Here is a 16,607-nt window from a genome sequence, read left to right as displayed (position 1 = left end):
GGGCCTTTTCCACAGGGCATTCGGTTGTCCACAGGCGGGCCGGCGACGGTGGCGGCCTGTCGGGTACGGCGGCGACGCTGTCGGTCGAGTCGGCTCGGACGGGAACAACTGGATCCCTGTGGAGGGACGATGTTCGATACTTACGTAACTATTGTCGGCAATGTGCTGACCGCCCCGGAATGGCGGCGTACCACCCAGAGCGGCACCCTGGTGGCCAACTTCAAGGTGGCCTCGACCGCCCGTCGCCTCGACCGGGAGAGCGGGCGGTGGGTCGACGGCAACAGCCTGCGCGTCAGGGTGAACTGTTGGCGGAAGCTGGCGGAGGGCGTCGCCTCCTCGGTGATGGTCGGCGACCCGGTCGTCGTGGTCGGCCGGCTGTACACGCGGGACTGGACCGACGACGCGGGCAACCACCGGACCATGTACGAGTTGGAGGCGGTGGCCGTCGGTCACGACCTGTCCCGGGGAAGGGGAAGGTTCGCCCGCAACCGGCCGTCGATGGCGACCTCCTCGATGGAGGAGGCCGAGGCCGAGGCCCGGGTGCACGGCGAGACCACCGAGTCGGTGCCGCCCGAGGAAGCGCCGGTGTCGCCCGACGAGCGCCCGCTGGACGACGACGAATACCGTGGCCTGCCGGTTCCGCCGGGCCAGGACTTCGGTTCGGCCCACCTGCCGGCCGACCCCTTCGACGGCCGGATCGACCTCGACGGGCTGCCCGACGGTGACGTGACCGGCCCGGCCGAGGCGGTCACCTCGCCGACTGGCGGCGCCTACGGTCCGCGCAGTGGCGACGAAGGGCGGGACGGCATCGACGCGGTTGATGTCGAGGACGGCGAGATCGACCTCGGCGCCAACGGCGGGGACGAGGACGACCAGGAGTTCCGCGACGAGAACGACGCCGACACCGCAGACCTCGGCAAGACCGGCGGCGCCGGGCGTGGCCGCCGTGGCCGTGGCCGACTGCCGGTGTCCGTCTGAACACATCCGGCCCAGGCGCTCGTGGCCGGAAGGGTTCTGGCCCGAACACGCCTGGTCCGGCGGTCCGGCCCCGGTAGGTGCCGGACAGCGGGTCGCCCGGATCGACGCGGTGGTCGCCTCCCCACCGCCATCCGGGCCGGCCGAGGGTGGGGAGGTCGGTCGCGGCACCGGCCGATCTCCCCACTCCACCGTGATGCAGCCGGTTGTCTATTGCTACGGGGGCCGTGGGCGCTGTGGGTGAGGGAGATACCACACCCTTTCCGGTCTCCGAACTAAGCCCTCGCTCGGGGGCGGCTGTCGAAATCCTCCCGGGATTGCTGGCCATGCCGAGGTGCCGGCACCGCCCCGGCAGCCTTTCCGGCGGGCCCCGGCCCGGCATCGTCTCCGATCGGCTCCGGCCTGGTGTCCACAGCCGATTCACCCGGTTGCTCGGGTTGTCGCTGGCGTACGACGGTGGATCGCGGTGGTGCGGTTCCAGGCCGGCGTCGAGGACTGAGGAGACGCATCATCGGTGTCTCGACGAACTGGAAGAGCAACCAGGCGGCGGCGATGCTCACCAACAGCAGGGCGATCGCCACGACCGGGCCCTGCCAGCCGGGAAACCCGCCGGTGTGCCCGGCGAACCGGAAGATGGCCTTGATCAGGAACACATGGACCAGATAGAACGCGAACGACACCTCGCCGAGCCAGACCAGCGGTCGGGACCGCCAGGGCGACCAGCGGCCGGTGGTGTCCGCCCGGGCCGCACTCGCGATCACCAGTACGTAGCCGAAGGCCAGCACGGTGGTCCAGAGTTCGGCGCGGATCCACTCCATCGACGCCACCCAGATCGCGACGAAGAGGCCGGTGGAGACGAGCAGCCCCGGCCCTCGCCACTTCCCCCGCAGCATGAGCTCGGCGGCGGCGACGCCCATCCAGAACTCGAAGGAGCGCACGATCGGGAAGATCTGGGTAAACCACCAGCGGGCGGTCTCCGGCAGCAGTTGCTGGCCCGGCCACATCGCCAGGATGAGCAGAGGCATGGCGATGACGACGGCGTAGAGCTGCCACGCCCGCATCCGGCGGATCAGTGGGAGGACGAACGGCAGCGAGAGATAGAAGAACATTTCGCAGGCGAGCGACCAACTGACGTTGTTGATGCTGTAGAAGTAGCCGTCAACCGGGATCCAGGCCTGCACCAGGAACAGGTTGGCCAGCGCTGCCTTCAGGTTGACGGGGTCGGCCCAGTACAACGCGAGTGCGATGACCACGGCCCAGGTGACCAGGTGGTTCGGATAGATCTTCGCGGCCCGACGCCGCCAGAACGCACGCTTCGTGTCACCCGGCCGGGCGGACCAGACCAGCACGAAGCCGCTGAGGATGAAGAAGAACTGCACCCCGGAGAGGCCGAGCGTGAAGACCCAGTCGACGATCTGGCGATATCCGGGCTCGGCGACGATCTGCATGGTGCCGATGTGAAAACCGAAGACCAGCATCGCGGCGACCCACCGCAGCCCGGTCAGGGACGGCAGCCGGTGCAGCGCGCCGTTCGCGCGACCTCGTCCTGCCTGGCCGGCATCCGTCGCCTGGTTGGCGCCTGCCCGCTCGCTGCCACCTGCTGCTCCGTCGGCCTGCGGCACCGTGCCGGCTTCCTGCGCCGTGCCGGCTTCCTGCGCCGTGCCGGCTTCCTGCGCCGTGCCAGTTTCCTGCGCCGTGCCAGTTTCCTGCGCCGTGCCGGCCTCCTGCACCCGACCGGCCGTGGCCGATCGATTGGCGGCTTCCTCGGTGACGGGCGTCACACTGGTCATCGGACCTCCTCGATAGGCACATCGATGGCCAGCACTTACGCCTCCCGTCGGCCGGATTGTGCCGGGATGTCCGGTCGTACGGCGCCTCCCGGCTGCGTACCCCGCTGTCGCGGGGCCGCCCGCGACCCTATCCGGTGCCGCGGTGGCCCGTCGTGGGCGCGTGCACCGCCCGACCCGCCGCACCGGCACTGTCGCTGGTCAGTGAGGTGTTGATCGGCCTCGTCGCGGTCCGGACTAGGCTCCGCGACAGGGGAGGTGGTCGCCGTGCGCCCAGACAGCAGGTTGTCCGGAACCGGCGACGCGGTGGGCCGGCGCGGCAGGAGACGACCCGGCCGGACGCGTCGGACCGGCGGTCGGGACAGGGTGCCGGGGTGGCTGGCCGGCGGCGCGGCCAACGCCGCCGGGCTGGCCGCCGGCTATGCACTCGACGCGCTCTTCGGTGACCCCCGGCGGGGTCATCCGGTCGCCGGTTTCGGGCAGTTCGCAGCCGCGCTCGAACGCCGGATGTACCAGCCTCGGCGTACGTCGGGTGCCGGGTTCGCGGCGCTGGCGGTCGGCGTACCGGTGGTGCTCGGCGGGGCGGCGGCGGTCGCCACCCGGCACCGGCCGCTGACCCGCGCGGCGCTGGTCGCCGCCGCCACCTGGACGGTGCTCGGCGGACGGACCCTGCGGCGGGAAGCCACGGTCATGAGCCAGGCACTTCGCCGGGCGGACGTGCCGGCGGCCCGGCAACGGCTGGGCCACCTCTGCGGGCGGGACCCGGCCGCGCTGGATGAGCCCGAACTCGCCCGGGCCACCGTCGAGTCGGTGGCGGAGAACACCTCCGACGCGGTGGTCGCGCCGCTGCTCTGGGGTGCGGTGGCCGGGCTGCCCGGTCTGCTGGGCTACCGGGCGGCGAACACCCTGGACGCGATGGTCGGGCACCGATCGGAGCGGTACGCCCGGTTCGGCACCGCCGCCGCCCGCCTCGACGACCTGCTCAACCTGCTGCCGTCCCGGCTGACCGGGTTGCTCACCATCGCCGCCGCCCCGCTGGTCAGGGGCGACCGGACGCGTGCCTGGCGGATCTGGCGGCGCGACCGGGCGGACCATCCCAGTCCGAACGCCGGGCAGTGCGAGGCGGCGATGGCCGGTGCGCTGGGCGTCCGGCTGGGCGGCCGCAACGTCTACTTCGGACGCTCCGAGGTCCGGCCGTTCCTCGGGGACGGCCCTCGGCCGGAGGTGCGGCACATCGATCGGGCCGCCCGGCTCTCCGGAGCGGTCGGGCTCGCCGCACTGGGCCTGGCGGTGGCGTACGCGGCCACCAGCCGGCCGCGCCGGGTCACAGCCGGTTGGCTCGCCCGCCGGTTGCCAAGACTCGCCACACCCTCCGGGACGGAGTGGACGTCACCGGGGCCGATCCGGGCAGCCGACCAGCGGGCCCGGTCAGCCCGGTGAGCCTGACGAAACCGGTGAGCCAGGTGAGCCCGATGAGCGGCGGTCTGCTGGTCGCCGGCACCACCTCGGACGCCGGCAAGAGCGTACTCACCGCCGGCATCTGCCGCTGGCTGCACCGCCAGGGGGTCAGGGTGGCGCCGTTCAAGGCGCAGAACATGTCCAACAACTCCGCGGTGGTGGTCGGGCCGGACGGGCGGGGCGGCGAGATCGGTCGGGCGCAGGCCATGCAGGCCGCCGCCTGCGGGGTGCCACCTGACCTGCGGTTCAATCCGGTACTGCTGAAGCCCGGTAGTGACCGGTCGAGCCAGGTGGTGCTGCTCGGCCGGGCGGTCGACACCGTCACCGCCGGCAACTTCCGTACCCTGCGCCCCCGGCTCGCCACGGCCGCCTTCGAGGCGCTCGCCGAGCTCCGCGCCGAGTACGACGTGGTGGTCTGCGAGGGGGCGGGCAGCCCGGCCGAGATCAACCTGCGGGACACCGACTACGCCAACATGGGCCTGGCCCGGCATGCCCGGCTGCCGACGATCGTGGTCGGCGACATCGACCGGGGCGGCGTCTTCGCGTCGATGTTCGGCACCGTGGCCCTGCTGGACGCCGCCGACCAGGAACTCGTGGCCGGCTTCGTGGTCAACAAGTTCCGGGGCGACCTGGATCTGCTCCGTCCCGGGCTCGACATGCTGACCCAGCTCACCGGGCGACCCACCTACGGGGTGCTGCCCTGGCACGTCGACCTCTGGCTGGACGCCGAGGACTCGCTCGCCTACGGGCGGGTGCTCGGCCGACCGGCACCGCCGAAGGGCCGCGAGTGGCTGGACGTGGCGGTGGTCCGGCTGCCCCGGGTCTCCAACGCCACTGACGTGGAGGCGCTGGCCACCGAGCCGGGGGTACGGGTTCGGCTGACCGTCGAGCCGGCCGAGGTGGCCGCCGCCGACCTTGTCGTACTGCCCGGCACGAAGTCGACCGTGGCCGATCTCGACTGGCTGCGCCGTACCGGGCTGGCCGACGTGGTGCACGCACACGTGGCGGCCGGGCGGCCGTTGCTCGGCATCTGCGGCGGCTACCAGATGCTGGCCCGCAGCATCGACGACGAGGTGGAGAGCGGGCGTGGCCGGGTCGCCGGCCTCGGCCTGCTGCCCATCGAGATCACTTTCGGCGCCACCAAGACCGTGACGCGATCGGTGGGCACGGCGTTCGGGTCGGTCCCGGTCCAGGGCTACGAGATCCACCACGGGTACGTCTCCGGTGCCGATCCGGCACCGTCAGCACTGATCCACTACTCGGACGGCCGGCTGGAGGGCGCGGCGGTAGGCCACCTTTTCGGCACCCACTGGCACGGCGCGTTCACCTCGGACGGGTTTCGTCGCCGGTTCCTCACCGAGGTGGCCCGACTCGCCGGCCGGCACGGCTTCCAGGTCGCCCCGGACACCTCGTTCGGCGCGGCCCGGGAACGCACCCTGGACCTCCTCGGCGACCTGGTGGAGGAGCACCTCGACACCACCGCGCTGTGGCGGCTCGTCGAGCAGGGACCGCCGGCCGGGTTACCGTTCGTCGCGCCGGGCGCACCGCCGGCACACGCCCCGGCCCCGCGCGTTCCGGCGAGATAGCCGCCTTTTCCGACAGCAGGTGCCTCCCGGCCCGTCACTCCGACGCGGGCCGGTCATGCCGACGGCAGGAGCCGTCCGGCCGGTGACCCCGACGGTGGTGCCGTCCGGCCGGTGACCCCGACGGTGGTGCCGTCCGGCCGGTGACGCCGACGGCAGGTGCCGCCCGGCCGGTCACCCCGCCGGCAGGTGGCTCGGGTCTGGCGCGTCGACGTGCGGCGGAGTCACCTCCGCACGTCGGCCGGGCCGTCGGCACAGGGCAGCCCGGCTCGCCGCCAGGCCTCGAAGCCGCCGATCAGGTCCGTCGCCCGCCACAGTCCGAGGGACCGGAGGCTGGCCGCCGCCAGGCTGGAGCTGTAGCCCTGCCGGCAGACCACCACGATCTCGATGTCGTAGCCGGCCGCTTCCGGGATCCGCGTCCCGCTCGCCGGATCGAGTCGCCACTCCAGCACGGTGCGGTCGATCACCAGCGCCCCCGGCAGCTCGCCCTGCTCCGCCCGTTGCGGATCGGTACGGGTGTCCACCAGCAGCGCCCCGCGCCGGACCGCCGCGAGCGTCTCCAGCGGCGTCAGGCGGCGTACCCCGACACGGGCGCGAGCCAGCAGCGCGGCGACGCCCCGATCTTGATCCGACACTGGATCATTGTCTCCCGACCCAGCTCAGCCGGGAGTAGGGTCGGCCGGATGTCACCCGTGGTCGAGTCGTACGCCGAGTTGGCGGCGCGGATCCTGCGCCAGCCGGCCCGGCTGGGGCGGACCCGACTGGTCGCGGTCGACGGGCCGAGCGGAGCCGGTAAGACCGTCTTCGCCAGCCGGCTGGCGGGTGCGCTCGACGCCGCCACACCGGTGCTGCACACCGACGACCTGCTCGACGGCTGGGCGGACCAGTTCACCTTCTGGCCACGCCTGGAGGAGTGGGTACTCGCCCCGCTCCGCGCCGGCCGGCCGGCGCGGTACCGCCGGTACGACTGGGCCCGGGGCAGCTTCGGGCCGGGCTGGACGGTGCTGCCGCCCGCCCCGGTGGTGATCGTCGAGGGAGTCTCCAGCGCCCGCGCGGTGATCGCCGCCGAGCTGAGCCTGGCGGTCTTCGTGACCGCACCGGCGGAGCTGTGCCGGGACCGTACCCTGGCCCGGGACGGCGCCGCGCTGGCAGCTCAGCTCACGGTATGGCGTCGCGGTGAGCGGGCGCACTTCGCCGCGGACCGTACCGCCGAGCGGGCCGACCTGGTGGTGGACGGTGCCGCCGGCTCGGCGCTGGAGGGCGCCGCCTTCGTCCGGCTCCGGTGACGGACCGACCTCCGGCTCTGGTGACGGACTGACCCTGGTCCGCTTATGGACGTATCCGGATCGCTGCGGCACGATCGGCAGGACAGGCCGACGCAGGGGGACACCATGACGGCAGGCGGTACGAGTGGCACTCCCGCCCGACGGCGGGTGGTACTCGGCGGAATCAGCTCCCGGGCCTGGGAACATCCGGCCGACCGCGGCGCACTGACCGCGCTGCGCGAGTTGCGCGGCTTCGACGACGTGGTCAAGGCGTTCTTCGGGATGTGGAACGAACGCGGCTTCCGGCTCTCCTATCTGGCCGCCGCGATCCGGGTCGACCACCGGCAGTACTCGCGGGTCTACCGGCTCTACGCCGAGGCCGGCGCCGCGCTGGACGTGGCCGAGCTGCCGGAACTCTTCGTGACCCAGTCGCCCTGGCTGACCGGTGAGGCGATCGGTCTCGACCGGCCGTTCATCGTGATCACCTCGGCCTGTGTCAACCAGCTCGACGACGACGAGCTCCGCTTCCTGCTCGGCCACGAGCTGGGGCACGTGGGGAGCGGGCACGCCGTCTACAAGACCATCCTGACCATCCTGACCCGGTGGGCGGCCAACCTGAGCTGGCTGCCGGTCGGCGCGCTCGCCCTCCGGGCGATCATCGCCGCGATGCTGGAGTGGTGGCGTAAGGCGGAGCTGTCGGGTGACCGGGCCGGGCTGCTCGCCGGCCAGGACCCGGCGGCGGCGCTGCGGGTGCTGATGAAGCTGGCCGGCGGCGGCGACCTGAGCCAGATCGACACGGCCGCCTTCCTGGAGCAGGCCTCCGAGTACGACGGCGGCGGCGACCTCCGGGACAGCCTGCACAAGATCCGGATGACCGCCTGGAGTACCCACCCGGTGCCGGTGGCCCGGGCGGCGGACCTGCGCAGGTGGGTCGACTCCGGCGAGTACGCCCGACTGCTCGGTGGCGACTATCCGCGCCGGGAGGACGACGACCTGACCTCGGTGTCCGCCGAGATCAAGGCGGCGGCGGAGTCGTACCGGGAGGCTTTCGGACGCTCCCAGGACCCGCTGGTCGGTCTGCTGCGCCGGCTCGGCGACGGCGCCAGTGACCTCGGTGAGTGGGCCGGCGGCAGCGCGGGCCGGGCCCGCTCCTGGATGAACGCGGCGGGTGAGGCCGCCGCCCGGGCCGCCGGCCGTACCCGCCGGAGCGGCAAGCCGGGCCCGACCGGTCCCGCCGGCCCGGACGCCGACGGCGACGCACCGGAACCTCCGGCCGGGGAAGCCCGGTAGCACCCGGGACTCGGCCGATCACGCCTGCTCGACGCCGCCTACGATCTTTTCCATGACCACGACTATCCGTACCGAGTCCGAACTGCGTGCCGCGATCGAGCGCGAGCTGCCCGGCGTACGGGCCGACCTGGAGCGGCTGGTCCGGATCCCCGGCATCGCCTTCGACGGCTTCGACCACTCCCAGGTCGAGCGTTCCGCCGAGGCGGTCGCCGAGCTGCTGCGCGGCTGCTCCCTCGACGTGCGGGTGGTCCGGTCCGGCGGCCAGCCGGCGGTGATCGGCCGGCGTCCCGCGCCGCCCGGGGCACCGACCGTGATGCTGTACGCGCACCACGACGTGCAGCCGGTCGGCGACCTGAGCCTCTGGCAGAGCGACCCGTTCGAGCCGGTGGAGCGCGACGGCCGGCTCTACGGACGGGGCGCCGCCGACGACAAGGCCGGGGTGCTGGCCCACGTCGCCGCGTTGCGGGCCTTCGGCGACGCACTGCCGGTCGGCGTGGTGCTCTTCGTCGAGGGTGAGGAGGAGTACGGCTCCGACTCGCTGGAGCGGCTCCTCACCGAGCACCGGGACGAGATCGCCGCCGACGTGATCGTGATCGCCGACTCCGGTAACTGGGACATCGGGGTACCCGCGCTGACGACCTCGCTGCGCGGCATCGTCAACTGCTTCGTGGAGGTCCGTACCCTCTCCCAGGCCGTGCACAGCGGCATGTTCGGCGGGGGCGTACCGGACGCGCTGACCACGCTCTGCCAGCTCCTCGCCACCCTGCACGACCCGGCCGGCGACGTGGCGGTGGAGGGGCTGGTCAGCACGGCGGGGGCCGCCGTCGACTATCCGGAGGAGCGGCTGCGCACCGAGGCCGGGATGCTGGACGGGGTCTCGTTCATCGGCACCGGCCGGCTGACCGACCGGTTCTGGAACAAGCCGGCGATCTCGGTGATCGGGCTGGACGCACCGCCGACCGCGGAGGCGCCGAACGCGCTGGTCCCGTCGGCGAAGGCCAAGCTGAGCGTCCGGTTGGCCCCGGGCGACCAGGCGGCGAAGGCGTACGCCGCCCTGACCGAGCACCTGCGCCGGTACGCCCCGCACGGGGCGAGCGTCACCGTGACCCTGGAACACGACGGCGAGCCCTGCGTGATCGACGCCTCGGGCCCGATGTACGACGCGGCCCGGGCCGCCTTCCGGACCGCCTGGGACGGCGTCGAGCCGGTGGACATGGGTGTCGGCGGTTCCATTCCGTTCATCGAGACGTTCCGCCGGATGTTTCCGGACGCCGCGATCCTGGTGACCGGCGTCGAGGACCCGTACGCGCGGGCGCACGGGCCGAACGAGAGCCTGCACCTGGGGGAGTTCGCCCGGGTATGCCTGGCCGAGGCGCTGCTGCTGGCCAAGGTCGCCGAGGCCGCCGCCGGCTGACCTGACCTGAGCTGCCCGGCCCGACCGCGCGGGTTTCCCCGTCGGGACCGGGCGTGCCGGACCCCGGAGTCGGACGGTCGGGGACGGACGGTCAAGGGGGGCGGAGGTCAAGGGGGCCGGACCGGATTCGCCGGTCACGACCCCCCTGACGCGTCGACACGCCTGCGTGGCGCCCGTACGGGTTACTCGGCGGGCGGGGATGTCGTCGACCGGCGCCGCCGGCCGAGTAGCAGCAGCACCGCACCGAGCAGCAGGGCGCTGCCGCCGACGGCGGCGATGGGACCGGTCCGGACCCCGGTGATCGGGAGCCCGTCGTCGTCCGCGCCGCCACCACCGCCCGGCTCGTTGATCAGGAGCTGGGCGGTGTTGCTTTTCGGACCCGTCTCCGTCGACGGGCCGAGGCTGCGGATCGTGATCGTGCCGTTCGTGCCCGGCGCGGACTTGATCTTCACCCGTGCGACCGACGACACCACGCCCTCGCCGGAGGCGGTCGCCGGCCACTGGCTCTCGGTGCCGCAGTCGACCTCGGTCAGTTCAGCGACCGGCTCACCCTGCTCGTCCCGGAAGGTGCACCACGGGCTGGGCAGCAGCACGGTGCCGCTCGGCGCGACGATCCGCCAGGCGGCGCCGCCGTCCGACGGCCCGTGGTTGGTGATGGTGTACGGCAGTTCCACGGTGTCACCGACCGAGCCGGTGACCGAGGTGGCGCGTACCTCGAGATCGTGGTTGTTGGGTTCGGTCCAGATGCTGAACTCGGCGACGTTGGGCTCGGCCCCGGCGGCCACCCGGGCCGGGCCGGCGTCGCCGGTCGTGGCCTGCCGGCCCGGCGTGGTCCGCTGCTCGCTCCCGCCGGCCTGTTCCGGGGTGCGAGGCTTGACCGGGGACTGTTGCCCGGTCCCGGCCCGCTGCTCCGCCTTGGTTCGCAACTCGGCGAGCTTGCCGGCCAGCGACGGGCCGTCCGGCGCTCCGGCCCGGCGCTGGGCCTCGGGGAGCGGCTCGGTCAACTCGCCGGCCTCGAACCGGCCGGTCTCCTCGGTGGGCCCCGGCAGGTTCTTGCCGAAGACGACGTTGAACGCCGCGTCGCCGGATACCGGATCGGAGAAGGCGACCCCGGCACCGGGTTCCAGGATCAGGTGCATCTGGCAGGTCACCTGCTGCGGGCCGTATACGTAGCCGGTCGGTGGATCGCCGGGGAGGTCGTCGCCGTAGACGCAGTCTCCGTAGCGCTCGGCGAAGGTCGCCCCGAGCGGGAGGGTGATCGTCAGCCGGAAGCCGGGCAGCGTGCTGTTTCCGAAGTTGAACACGGTGGCGTGCAGCGGACTGCGGTCGCCGCCGCCGACCCGCTGCTGCGCGGAACCGAGGTCGTCGACCTCGGTCACCAGGCCCGAGCCGGTGGCCCGGATGCTCACCGGAAGCTCGTACGTCGTCAAGACCGTGCCATCCGGGCCCTGGGCCGAGACGCTGACCCGGACGATCCCCGCCGGGCCCGGCCGGGCGTCCTCGGTGCTGCGCAGCATGATCGGCCGGACGAGCCGCTCCTGCCCCGGCGCCAGGTCGCCGTGCTGGCAGTCCACCGCCTTGCCGGACTGGCGGCAGTCCTCGTCGCCGGACGGGACCGAGAAGATGATGTCGCCGGTGGTGGAGCGGGCGTCGTAGATCGCGCTGACCGCGGTGGCCGGTGCGTCCCCGGTGTTGCGGAGGTGGAAGCCGATGGTGGCGCCGTCGGTGTCGATCGTCGCGTCGGCGGTGCTGGAGATCTGCAACTGTGGCTGCGCCGCGGCGTGCGCCGGGCTGGGCGCTGCGGTGAGGGCGAGCGTCGCGAGCACTGCGGCGGCAGCCGCGCCGACCCGGCTGCCTGGGCGGAGGATGGCGTTCGTCATGACTCTCCGGGGTTCTCGCCGGAGCCCGGGTCCGGGAACGGACCGCGTCTGGCCGGAGGGGAGTGTGGACAGAGGACGGATGTCCGTAGTCGAAAGATAGCCCACTCGTCCCGCCAGCGGAGGTCCGCGGGAAGAAAGCGGAGAAAGCGCCCGGCGGGATCGTCGGGGCGGTAAGATTTCGAACATGAGTACGAACGAGGCCATCGCGCGGCTCGACGCCGCGGTCAGTGCGCTGCGGGACGTCGACGTCTCCGCGTGGTCCGAGGATGCGCTCCGGGACCAGCTCGGCGAGCTTTCCACCGTTCTCTGCGCGCTCGACGCCGCCCTCGCCCGGGTGGCCGACAGTGTGCGTGCCCGTGGCCTGCGCATCGAGGAGCCTGCCCCGGCCTGACCGTCCCCGCCCAGCTCAGCCGGGGGACGAGGGCGGGCCGGCCGAAATATGTCGGCGGTGGCTGCCAGGATGGAGCCGTGCGCTTCGTTGATCTGGCAGCCACCTCCGCCGCCGTCGCCGCCACCTCCGGGCGGCGGGCCAAGGTCGAGCTGCTCGCCGAGGCGCTGCGCAAGCTCGCCCCGGAGGAACTCGTCGCCGGCTCGGGCTACCTGGCCGGAGAGCTGCGCCAGCGGCAGACCGGAGTCGGCTACGCCAGCCTCCGCGAGCTGCCACCGGCGGCCGAGCAGCCGACCCTGACGGTGGCCGGTGTCGACGCGGCGATAGCCGAGCTCGCCGAGGTGCGCGGAGCGGGCTCGCAGCAGCGCCGTCGCGAGCTGTTGGCCGCCCTCTTCGGCGCCGCCACCGTCGAGGAGCGGCGGTTGCTGCTCGGCCTGTTCAGCGGGGAGCTGCGGCAGGGCGCCCAGGCCGGCCTGCTGGCCGAGGCGGTCGCCCGGGCGGCCGAGGTGCCGCTGCCGGCGGTCCGCCGGGCCCTGTTGCTCGCCGGTGACCTGAAGACGGTCGCGGCGGCCGCGCTCACCGGCGGCTCGGCCGCGCTGACCGGGTTCGCGTTGCAGGTCGGCCGTCCGCTCGCGCCGATGCTGGCGCAGAGTGCGGCATCGGTCGAGGAGGCGCTGACCACCGTCGGGCTGCCGGCGGTGGTCGACGTGAAGCTCGACGGCATCCGCATCCAGGTGCACCGCTCCGGCGACGACATCGCGGTCTTCACCCGCAGCCTCGACGAGATCACCTCGCGGGTTCCCGAGGTGGTGGCGGCGGTCCGCGCGCTGCCGGCCCGCGAGCTGGTGCTGGACGGCGAGGCGATCGCGCTCGACGCCTCCGGCCGGCCACGGCCGTTCCAGGAGACCGCGAGTCGGGCGGCCACCAGGGGAGCCCGCCGGGCCGTCCGCGACGAGGTCGGCCGCGCGCCGGGCGACACCGGGGCCACCGAGGCCGAACGCACCGGGCGCGAGGCGGCGGAACTCGTTGACCGCGCCCCGGGCGTGGCGGGAGCGGTCGACGGCGTGTCGGGCGAGTGGAGAGCTGCCACCGGTGCGGGCGGCGGCGCCGACGCCGACGGGGGCGGCACCCGGAGTTTCGGCGCGGCGCCGGTCGCGCCGTCGACGGCCGGGTCGGTGCGGTCGGTGGGGCCGGTGGACATCTCCGAGGTGCCCCGGATCGGCACCTCCGGAACGGCGCCCGCCGAGATCCCCGGGCCGGAGCGTCCGGCGACGGTCGCCCCGTCGGTGGTCGCGGCGGCGAACACCAGCGGCGGGGTTGTGCTGACGCCGTACTTCTTCGACATCCTGCACTTGGACGGCGTCGACCTGCTCGACGCGCCAGGCCACGAGCGCTGGGCCGCGCTGGCCCGAACCGTCTCGCCGGCGCAGCTCGTCGAGCGGATCACCGTCGACACCGTCGAGCAGGCCTCGGCGGCGTTCGCCGCCGCAGTCGACGCGGGGCACGAGGGCATCGTGGTCAAGGCGCCGGAGGCGGCGTACGACGCGGGCCGGCGGGGCGCCGCCTGGGTCAAGGTGAAGCCGAGGCACACCCTCGACCTCGTGGTGCTCGCCGTCGAGTGGGGCAGTGGCCGGCGCAAGGGCTGGCTGTCGAACCTGCACCTCGGGGCCCGCGACCCCGAGACCGGCGGCTTCGTGATGCTCGGCAAGACCTTCAAGGGGCTGACCGACGAGTTGCTGCGCTGGCAGACCGAGCGGTTCCAGGAGTTGGCGGTGGAGCGCGGCGACTGGGTGGTCCAGGTGCGGCCCGAGCAGGTCGTGGAGATCGCCTTCGACGGGGTGCAGAGCAGTCCGCGCTATCCGGGCGGCGTGGCGCTGCGCTTTGCCCGGGTGCTGCGATACCGCGACGACAAGACCGCGGCGGAGGCGGACACCATCGATACGGTACGGGCCATCCACGCAGGTCGGCGCCCCGACTGACGCCGTCGCGGGTCCCACTCCGCCTGGTCACCGGGTCGTTGCCCCGGCACGTGGCGATGGTGATGGACGGCAACCGGCGGTGGGCCCGGAAACAGGGCTTCGAGAACCCGAGCGTTGGCCACCGGTACGGCGCGGAGCACGTCGACGAGGTGCTCGGCTGGTGCGCCGACCTCGGCATCGAACACGTGACGATCTTCGTCGCCTCCACCGACAACCTGCGCAAGCGGCCGTCGGAGGAGGTCCGGTACCTGATGGAGGTGGTCGAGCGGATCGTCGCCGCCCGGCTCGCCGAACGTCCCGGCCGGTGGCGGCTGCACCTGGCCGGGCGGCTCGACACGCTGCCCGACTCGACCCGGCACGCGCTGAAGCTGGCCCGGGACGCGACCGCCGACCGCGGAGCGCGGTTCCACCTGACCATCGCGGTCGGCTACGACGGCCGGGCAGAGGTCGTCGACGCGATCCGCTCCCTGCTGGACCAGGCGGCGCGGGCGGGTACGACCCCGGCGGAACTGGCCCAGCGGCTCAGCGCCGAAGACATCGCGGCACACCTCTACACCCAGGGGAGGCCCGACCCCGACCTGATCATCCGGACCAGTGGTGAGCAGCGGATGTCCGGTTTCCTGCTCTGGCAGGCGGCCTACTCGGAGCTGTACTTCTGCGACGCGTACTGGCCCGGCTTCCGGTACGTCGACTTCCTGCGCGCCCTGCGGTCGTACGCCGGCCGGCAGCGCCGGTACGGCGCCTGACCGCCGCATTCGACCGGCGGTCAGATCGCGGCCAGCGACCGCGCGTAGTTGACCTGCTGGTGGATCTGCTGGACCTGGAACTGGTCGGTGACCGGGATCCGGGCGACGTACTGCCGCAGGCCGTTGGTCACCGTCACCTGCACCGTTCCACGGTGGACGGTCTCCTTGATCAGCAGGAACAGCAGGCTGAACACGGTCAGCACGCAGAAGCCGACCACCGCCACCACGATTGCCCAGGTGGGCGTCTTCTGCTCGCTCTGCCAGTAGTCCGCCACGTGCCACTGGGAGCCGGCCAGCGGAAGGTCGCCACTCGGGGTGCGTACCGTCGACGAGGTGACCGCGATCTCGCCGATCTGCGCGACCACCGGCTCCGGCGGTACCGGGGGTGACCACGGCGTACCCCCGCCCGGCTGGCCCCCGCCCGGGTACGGCAACGCCGGCACAGGATAGGGCTGCGGCGCACCCGGATAGGGCTGCCCGCTGACCGGATAGGGCTGCCCGGGATAGCCCGGAGTCGGGGTCGGCGGGTCCTCCGGGGTGGACGGTGGCGGATAGCCAGGCGAGACCGAGGCGTCGGTCGGCCACGGATCGGTCGGTGGTGGCGGAGGTACGTCCGGCGCTCCGCTCGGGTTCACGCTCATGCCGGCTCCTCCCCAGTGCCACACCGGCCGTTCCGCAGACCTTAACCCGGACCGTGACCGCCGCCACCCCGAGGTGCGCCCGGTACGGCGATGCCGGCACGGTGGTCGGCCGGGACGGGCGCGGGCGGCAGCGACGGGATCGCCGGCGGCGCTCAGGGGCTCAGGCGCTCAAGGGCTCGGGGTGGCCGGGGCCGGCTGGTCCAGCCGGTCCCGGTCCTGACCGGCCCGGTCCCGGCTGCCGTCGCCGTCCGGCGTGTCGCCGCGCGCCTCGCGGCGGGCCGCCCAGCCGAAGCCGACCAGGGTCAGCAGCGCGAAGAGCCACCACTGGACGACGTACCCGCCGTTCTGCCAGTCGTTCTCGTGCCGGATCGGTATTGCGGAGAAGGCCGGGTCGGCGGCCGGGGTCTGCTCGTCCAGCAGCAGGTACGCCGAGTAGATCGGATACGGCAGCTCCCGGGCCAGCGCCGGTACGGCGATCCGCCGGGTCTCGATCCGGCCGTCCCGCCGGGTGACGGCGTCCGGCTTGCTCTCCGACAGGTGCACCCGGCCCACCACGGTCACCTCACCGGACGGTACGGCGGGGATCTCGGGTCGGGCGAGCGCGCTGCCGCCGGCGGCCGGCGGAATCCAGCCCCGGTCCACCAGGACGGCGCTGCCGTCGGCCAGCCGCAGCGGGGTGAGCACCTCGAAGCCGACCCTGCTCTCGACGGTACGGCTGCGGATCAGGATCACGTTCGTGCTGTCGTACCGCCCGGTCACGGTGACCCGGGTCCAGGCCGCGCCGGCCGGCGGCGCCTGCCCGACCGTGCCGGCCGCGCCATCCGGCCGGGGCAGCACCTGGTCCACCGGCAGCGGCGCCAGGGTCGCGGTCTCGTCGATCCGCTCGTTGATCGCGGCCCGCTCCTGATAGCGGCTCAACTGCCAGTTGCCGAGCAGCACCATCACCGTGGCCGCGGCCAGGGTCAGCGCGAGGATGCCCAGCCAGCGGGGCGTGAGCAGGAACCGGTACACAGCACGAGGCTACCCGGGCGGTCCCGCCGGTTTCCCAGGTGGCCGGCTCGGCGGGCCGGCGCGGCGTCCGGTGCCGGGTATCCTCACGCGCGTCGGTTCGATCGACGGGTCGGGCCGGGCCGTCCCTCGCACCACCACCGTCCGTACCAGAACCTCCGCACCGCCCGCACGGGGGCGGTGACCGCGCCCC

14 protein-coding genes are annotated in these 16,607 nt (G+C 73.3%); 9 read left to right on the top strand and 5 right to left on the bottom strand.

Going from position 1 to position 16,607, the window contains the following annotated elements; genetic code table 11:
• Positions 1-129: 129 nt before the first annotated feature.
• A complete protein-coding gene (ssb, locus tag ACSMXO_RS35920) occupies positions 130-978 on the top strand; it encodes a single-stranded DNA-binding protein (RefSeq protein WP_455415433.1) in 849 nt (282 codons plus the stop codon).
• A 272-nt stretch (positions 979-1,250) separates the two neighbouring features.
• On the opposite strand, the gene ACSMXO_RS35915 is transcribed toward ssb, so the two are convergent.
• Positions 1,251-2,765: an acyltransferase family protein gene (locus tag ACSMXO_RS35915; protein ID WP_455415432.1), complete on the bottom strand. Its 1,515-nt coding sequence runs from the start codon at positions 2,763-2,765 to the stop codon at positions 1,251-1,253.
• Positions 2,766-3,128: 363 nt separating this feature from the next.
• On the opposite strand from ACSMXO_RS35915, the gene ACSMXO_RS35910 reads away from it, so the two are divergent.
• Positions 3,129-4,202: a cobalamin biosynthesis protein gene (locus ACSMXO_RS35910; protein WP_455415431.1), complete on the top strand. Its 1,074-nt coding sequence runs from the start codon at positions 3,129-3,131 to the stop codon at positions 4,200-4,202.
• 32 nt (positions 4,203-4,234) lie between these two features.
• The gene (locus ACSMXO_RS35905) at positions 4,235-5,806 is read left to right on the top strand and encodes a cobyric acid synthase (protein ID WP_455415430.1); all 1,572 of its coding nucleotides are present in this window, start codon (positions 4,235-4,237) and stop codon (positions 5,804-5,806) included.
• A gap of 221 nt (positions 5,807-6,027) precedes the next feature.
• On the opposite strand, the gene ACSMXO_RS35900 is transcribed toward ACSMXO_RS35905, so the two are convergent.
• Positions 6,028-6,438 (bottom strand): rhodanese-like domain-containing protein, encoded by a 411-nt coding sequence (locus ACSMXO_RS35900; protein ID WP_455415429.1) that lies wholly within the window; start codon positions 6,436-6,438, stop codon positions 6,028-6,030.
• Positions 6,439-6,486: 48 nt separating this feature from the next.
• Here ACSMXO_RS35900 and ACSMXO_RS35895 point away from each other — a divergent pair, with 48 nt between their 5' ends.
• The 3 genes from ACSMXO_RS35895 to ACSMXO_RS35885 all read left to right on the top strand — a co-directional run bounded on the left by ACSMXO_RS35895 (position 6,487) and on the right by ACSMXO_RS35885 (position 9,772).
• Positions 6,487-7,089: a uridine kinase family protein gene (locus ACSMXO_RS35895; RefSeq protein ID WP_346260026.1), complete on the top strand. Its 603-nt coding sequence runs from the start codon at positions 6,487-6,489 to the stop codon at positions 7,087-7,089.
• Positions 7,090-7,194: 105 nt separating this feature from the next.
• Positions 7,195-8,358, top strand: a complete 1,164-nt coding sequence (locus tag ACSMXO_RS35890) for a M48 family metallopeptidase (RefSeq protein WP_346260025.1) — start codon at positions 7,195-7,197, stop codon at positions 8,356-8,358.
• Positions 8,359-8,410: 52 nt separating this feature from the next.
• Positions 8,411-9,772 (top strand): dipeptidase, encoded by a 1,362-nt coding sequence (locus tag ACSMXO_RS35885; RefSeq protein ID WP_346260024.1) that lies wholly within the window; start codon positions 8,411-8,413, stop codon positions 9,770-9,772.
• 182 nt (positions 9,773-9,954) lie between these two features.
• On the opposite strand, the gene ACSMXO_RS35880 is transcribed toward ACSMXO_RS35885, so the two are convergent.
• The gene (locus ACSMXO_RS35880; protein ID WP_455415428.1) at positions 9,955-11,652 is read right to left on the bottom strand and encodes a hypothetical protein; all 1,698 of its coding nucleotides are present in this window, start codon (positions 11,650-11,652) and stop codon (positions 9,955-9,957) included.
• 184 nt (positions 11,653-11,836) lie between these two features.
• Between ACSMXO_RS35880 and ACSMXO_RS35875 the strand changes: the two genes are divergently transcribed.
• The 3 genes from ACSMXO_RS35875 (at position 11,837) to uppS (ending at position 14,765) form a co-directional block, all read left to right on the top strand.
• Entirely contained in the window at positions 11,837-12,043 is a 207-nt protein-coding gene (locus tag ACSMXO_RS35875; RefSeq protein ID WP_318394956.1) for a hypothetical protein, read from the top strand.
• Between the two features lie 77 nt (positions 12,044-12,120).
• The gene (locus ACSMXO_RS35870; protein ID WP_455415427.1) at positions 12,121-14,019 is read left to right on the top strand and encodes an ATP-dependent DNA ligase; all 1,899 of its coding nucleotides are present in this window, start codon (positions 12,121-12,123) and stop codon (positions 14,017-14,019) included.
• A gap of 50 nt (positions 14,020-14,069) precedes the next feature.
• On the top strand, positions 14,070-14,765 hold the full coding sequence (gene uppS, locus ACSMXO_RS35865; protein WP_455415426.1) for a polyprenyl diphosphate synthase: 696 nt from the start codon (positions 14,070-14,072) through the stop codon (positions 14,763-14,765).
• Between the two features lie 20 nt (positions 14,766-14,785).
• On the opposite strand, the gene ACSMXO_RS35860 is transcribed toward uppS, so the two are convergent.
• Together ACSMXO_RS35860 and ACSMXO_RS35855 are read right to left on the bottom strand one after the other, a co-directional pair.
• The gene (locus tag ACSMXO_RS35860; protein WP_455415425.1) at positions 14,786-15,406 is read right to left on the bottom strand and encodes a hypothetical protein; all 621 of its coding nucleotides are present in this window, start codon (positions 15,404-15,406) and stop codon (positions 14,786-14,788) included.
• A gap of 168 nt (positions 15,407-15,574) precedes the next feature.
• Positions 15,575-16,417, bottom strand: coding sequence for an SURF1 family cytochrome oxidase biogenesis protein (locus ACSMXO_RS35855; protein ID WP_455415424.1), 843 nt, complete (start codon positions 16,415-16,417; stop codon positions 15,575-15,577).
• Positions 16,418-16,607: the final 190 nt, after the last annotated feature.

The sequence above is a fragment of the Plantactinospora sp. DSM 117369 genome, from assembly GCF_053764795.1.
The sequence above is the reverse complement of the archived record's forward strand: the minus strand, read 5'-3'. Positions and strand labels throughout refer to the sequence as shown.

Excerpts from the sequence above, each read along its gene's own strand:
- ssb (WP_455415433.1), top strand. The coding sequence starts at position 130 with ATGTTCGATACTTACGTAACTATTGTCGGCAATGTGCTGACCGCCCCG.
- ACSMXO_RS35915 (WP_455415432.1), bottom strand. The coding sequence starts at position 2,765 with ATGACCAGTGTGACGCCCGTCACCGAGGAAGCCGCCAATCGATCGGCC.
- ACSMXO_RS35905 (WP_455415430.1), top strand. The coding sequence starts at position 4,235 with ATGAGCGGCGGTCTGCTGGTCGCCGGCACCACCTCGGACGCCGGCAAG.
- ACSMXO_RS35895 (WP_346260026.1), top strand. The coding sequence starts at position 6,487 with ATGTCACCCGTGGTCGAGTCGTACGCCGAGTTGGCGGCGCGGATCCTG.
- ACSMXO_RS35890 (WP_346260025.1), top strand. The coding sequence starts at position 7,195 with ATGACGGCAGGCGGTACGAGTGGCACTCCCGCCCGACGGCGGGTGGTA.
- ACSMXO_RS35885 (WP_346260024.1), top strand. The coding sequence starts at position 8,411 with ATGACCACGACTATCCGTACCGAGTCCGAACTGCGTGCCGCGATCGAG.
- ACSMXO_RS35880 (WP_455415428.1), bottom strand. The coding sequence starts at position 11,652 with ATGACGAACGCCATCCTCCGCCCAGGCAGCCGGGTCGGCGCGGCTGCC.
- ACSMXO_RS35875 (WP_318394956.1), top strand. The coding sequence starts at position 11,837 with ATGAGTACGAACGAGGCCATCGCGCGGCTCGACGCCGCGGTCAGTGCG.
- ACSMXO_RS35860 (WP_455415425.1), bottom strand. The coding sequence starts at position 15,406 with ATGAGCGTGAACCCGAGCGGAGCGCCGGACGTACCTCCGCCACCACCG.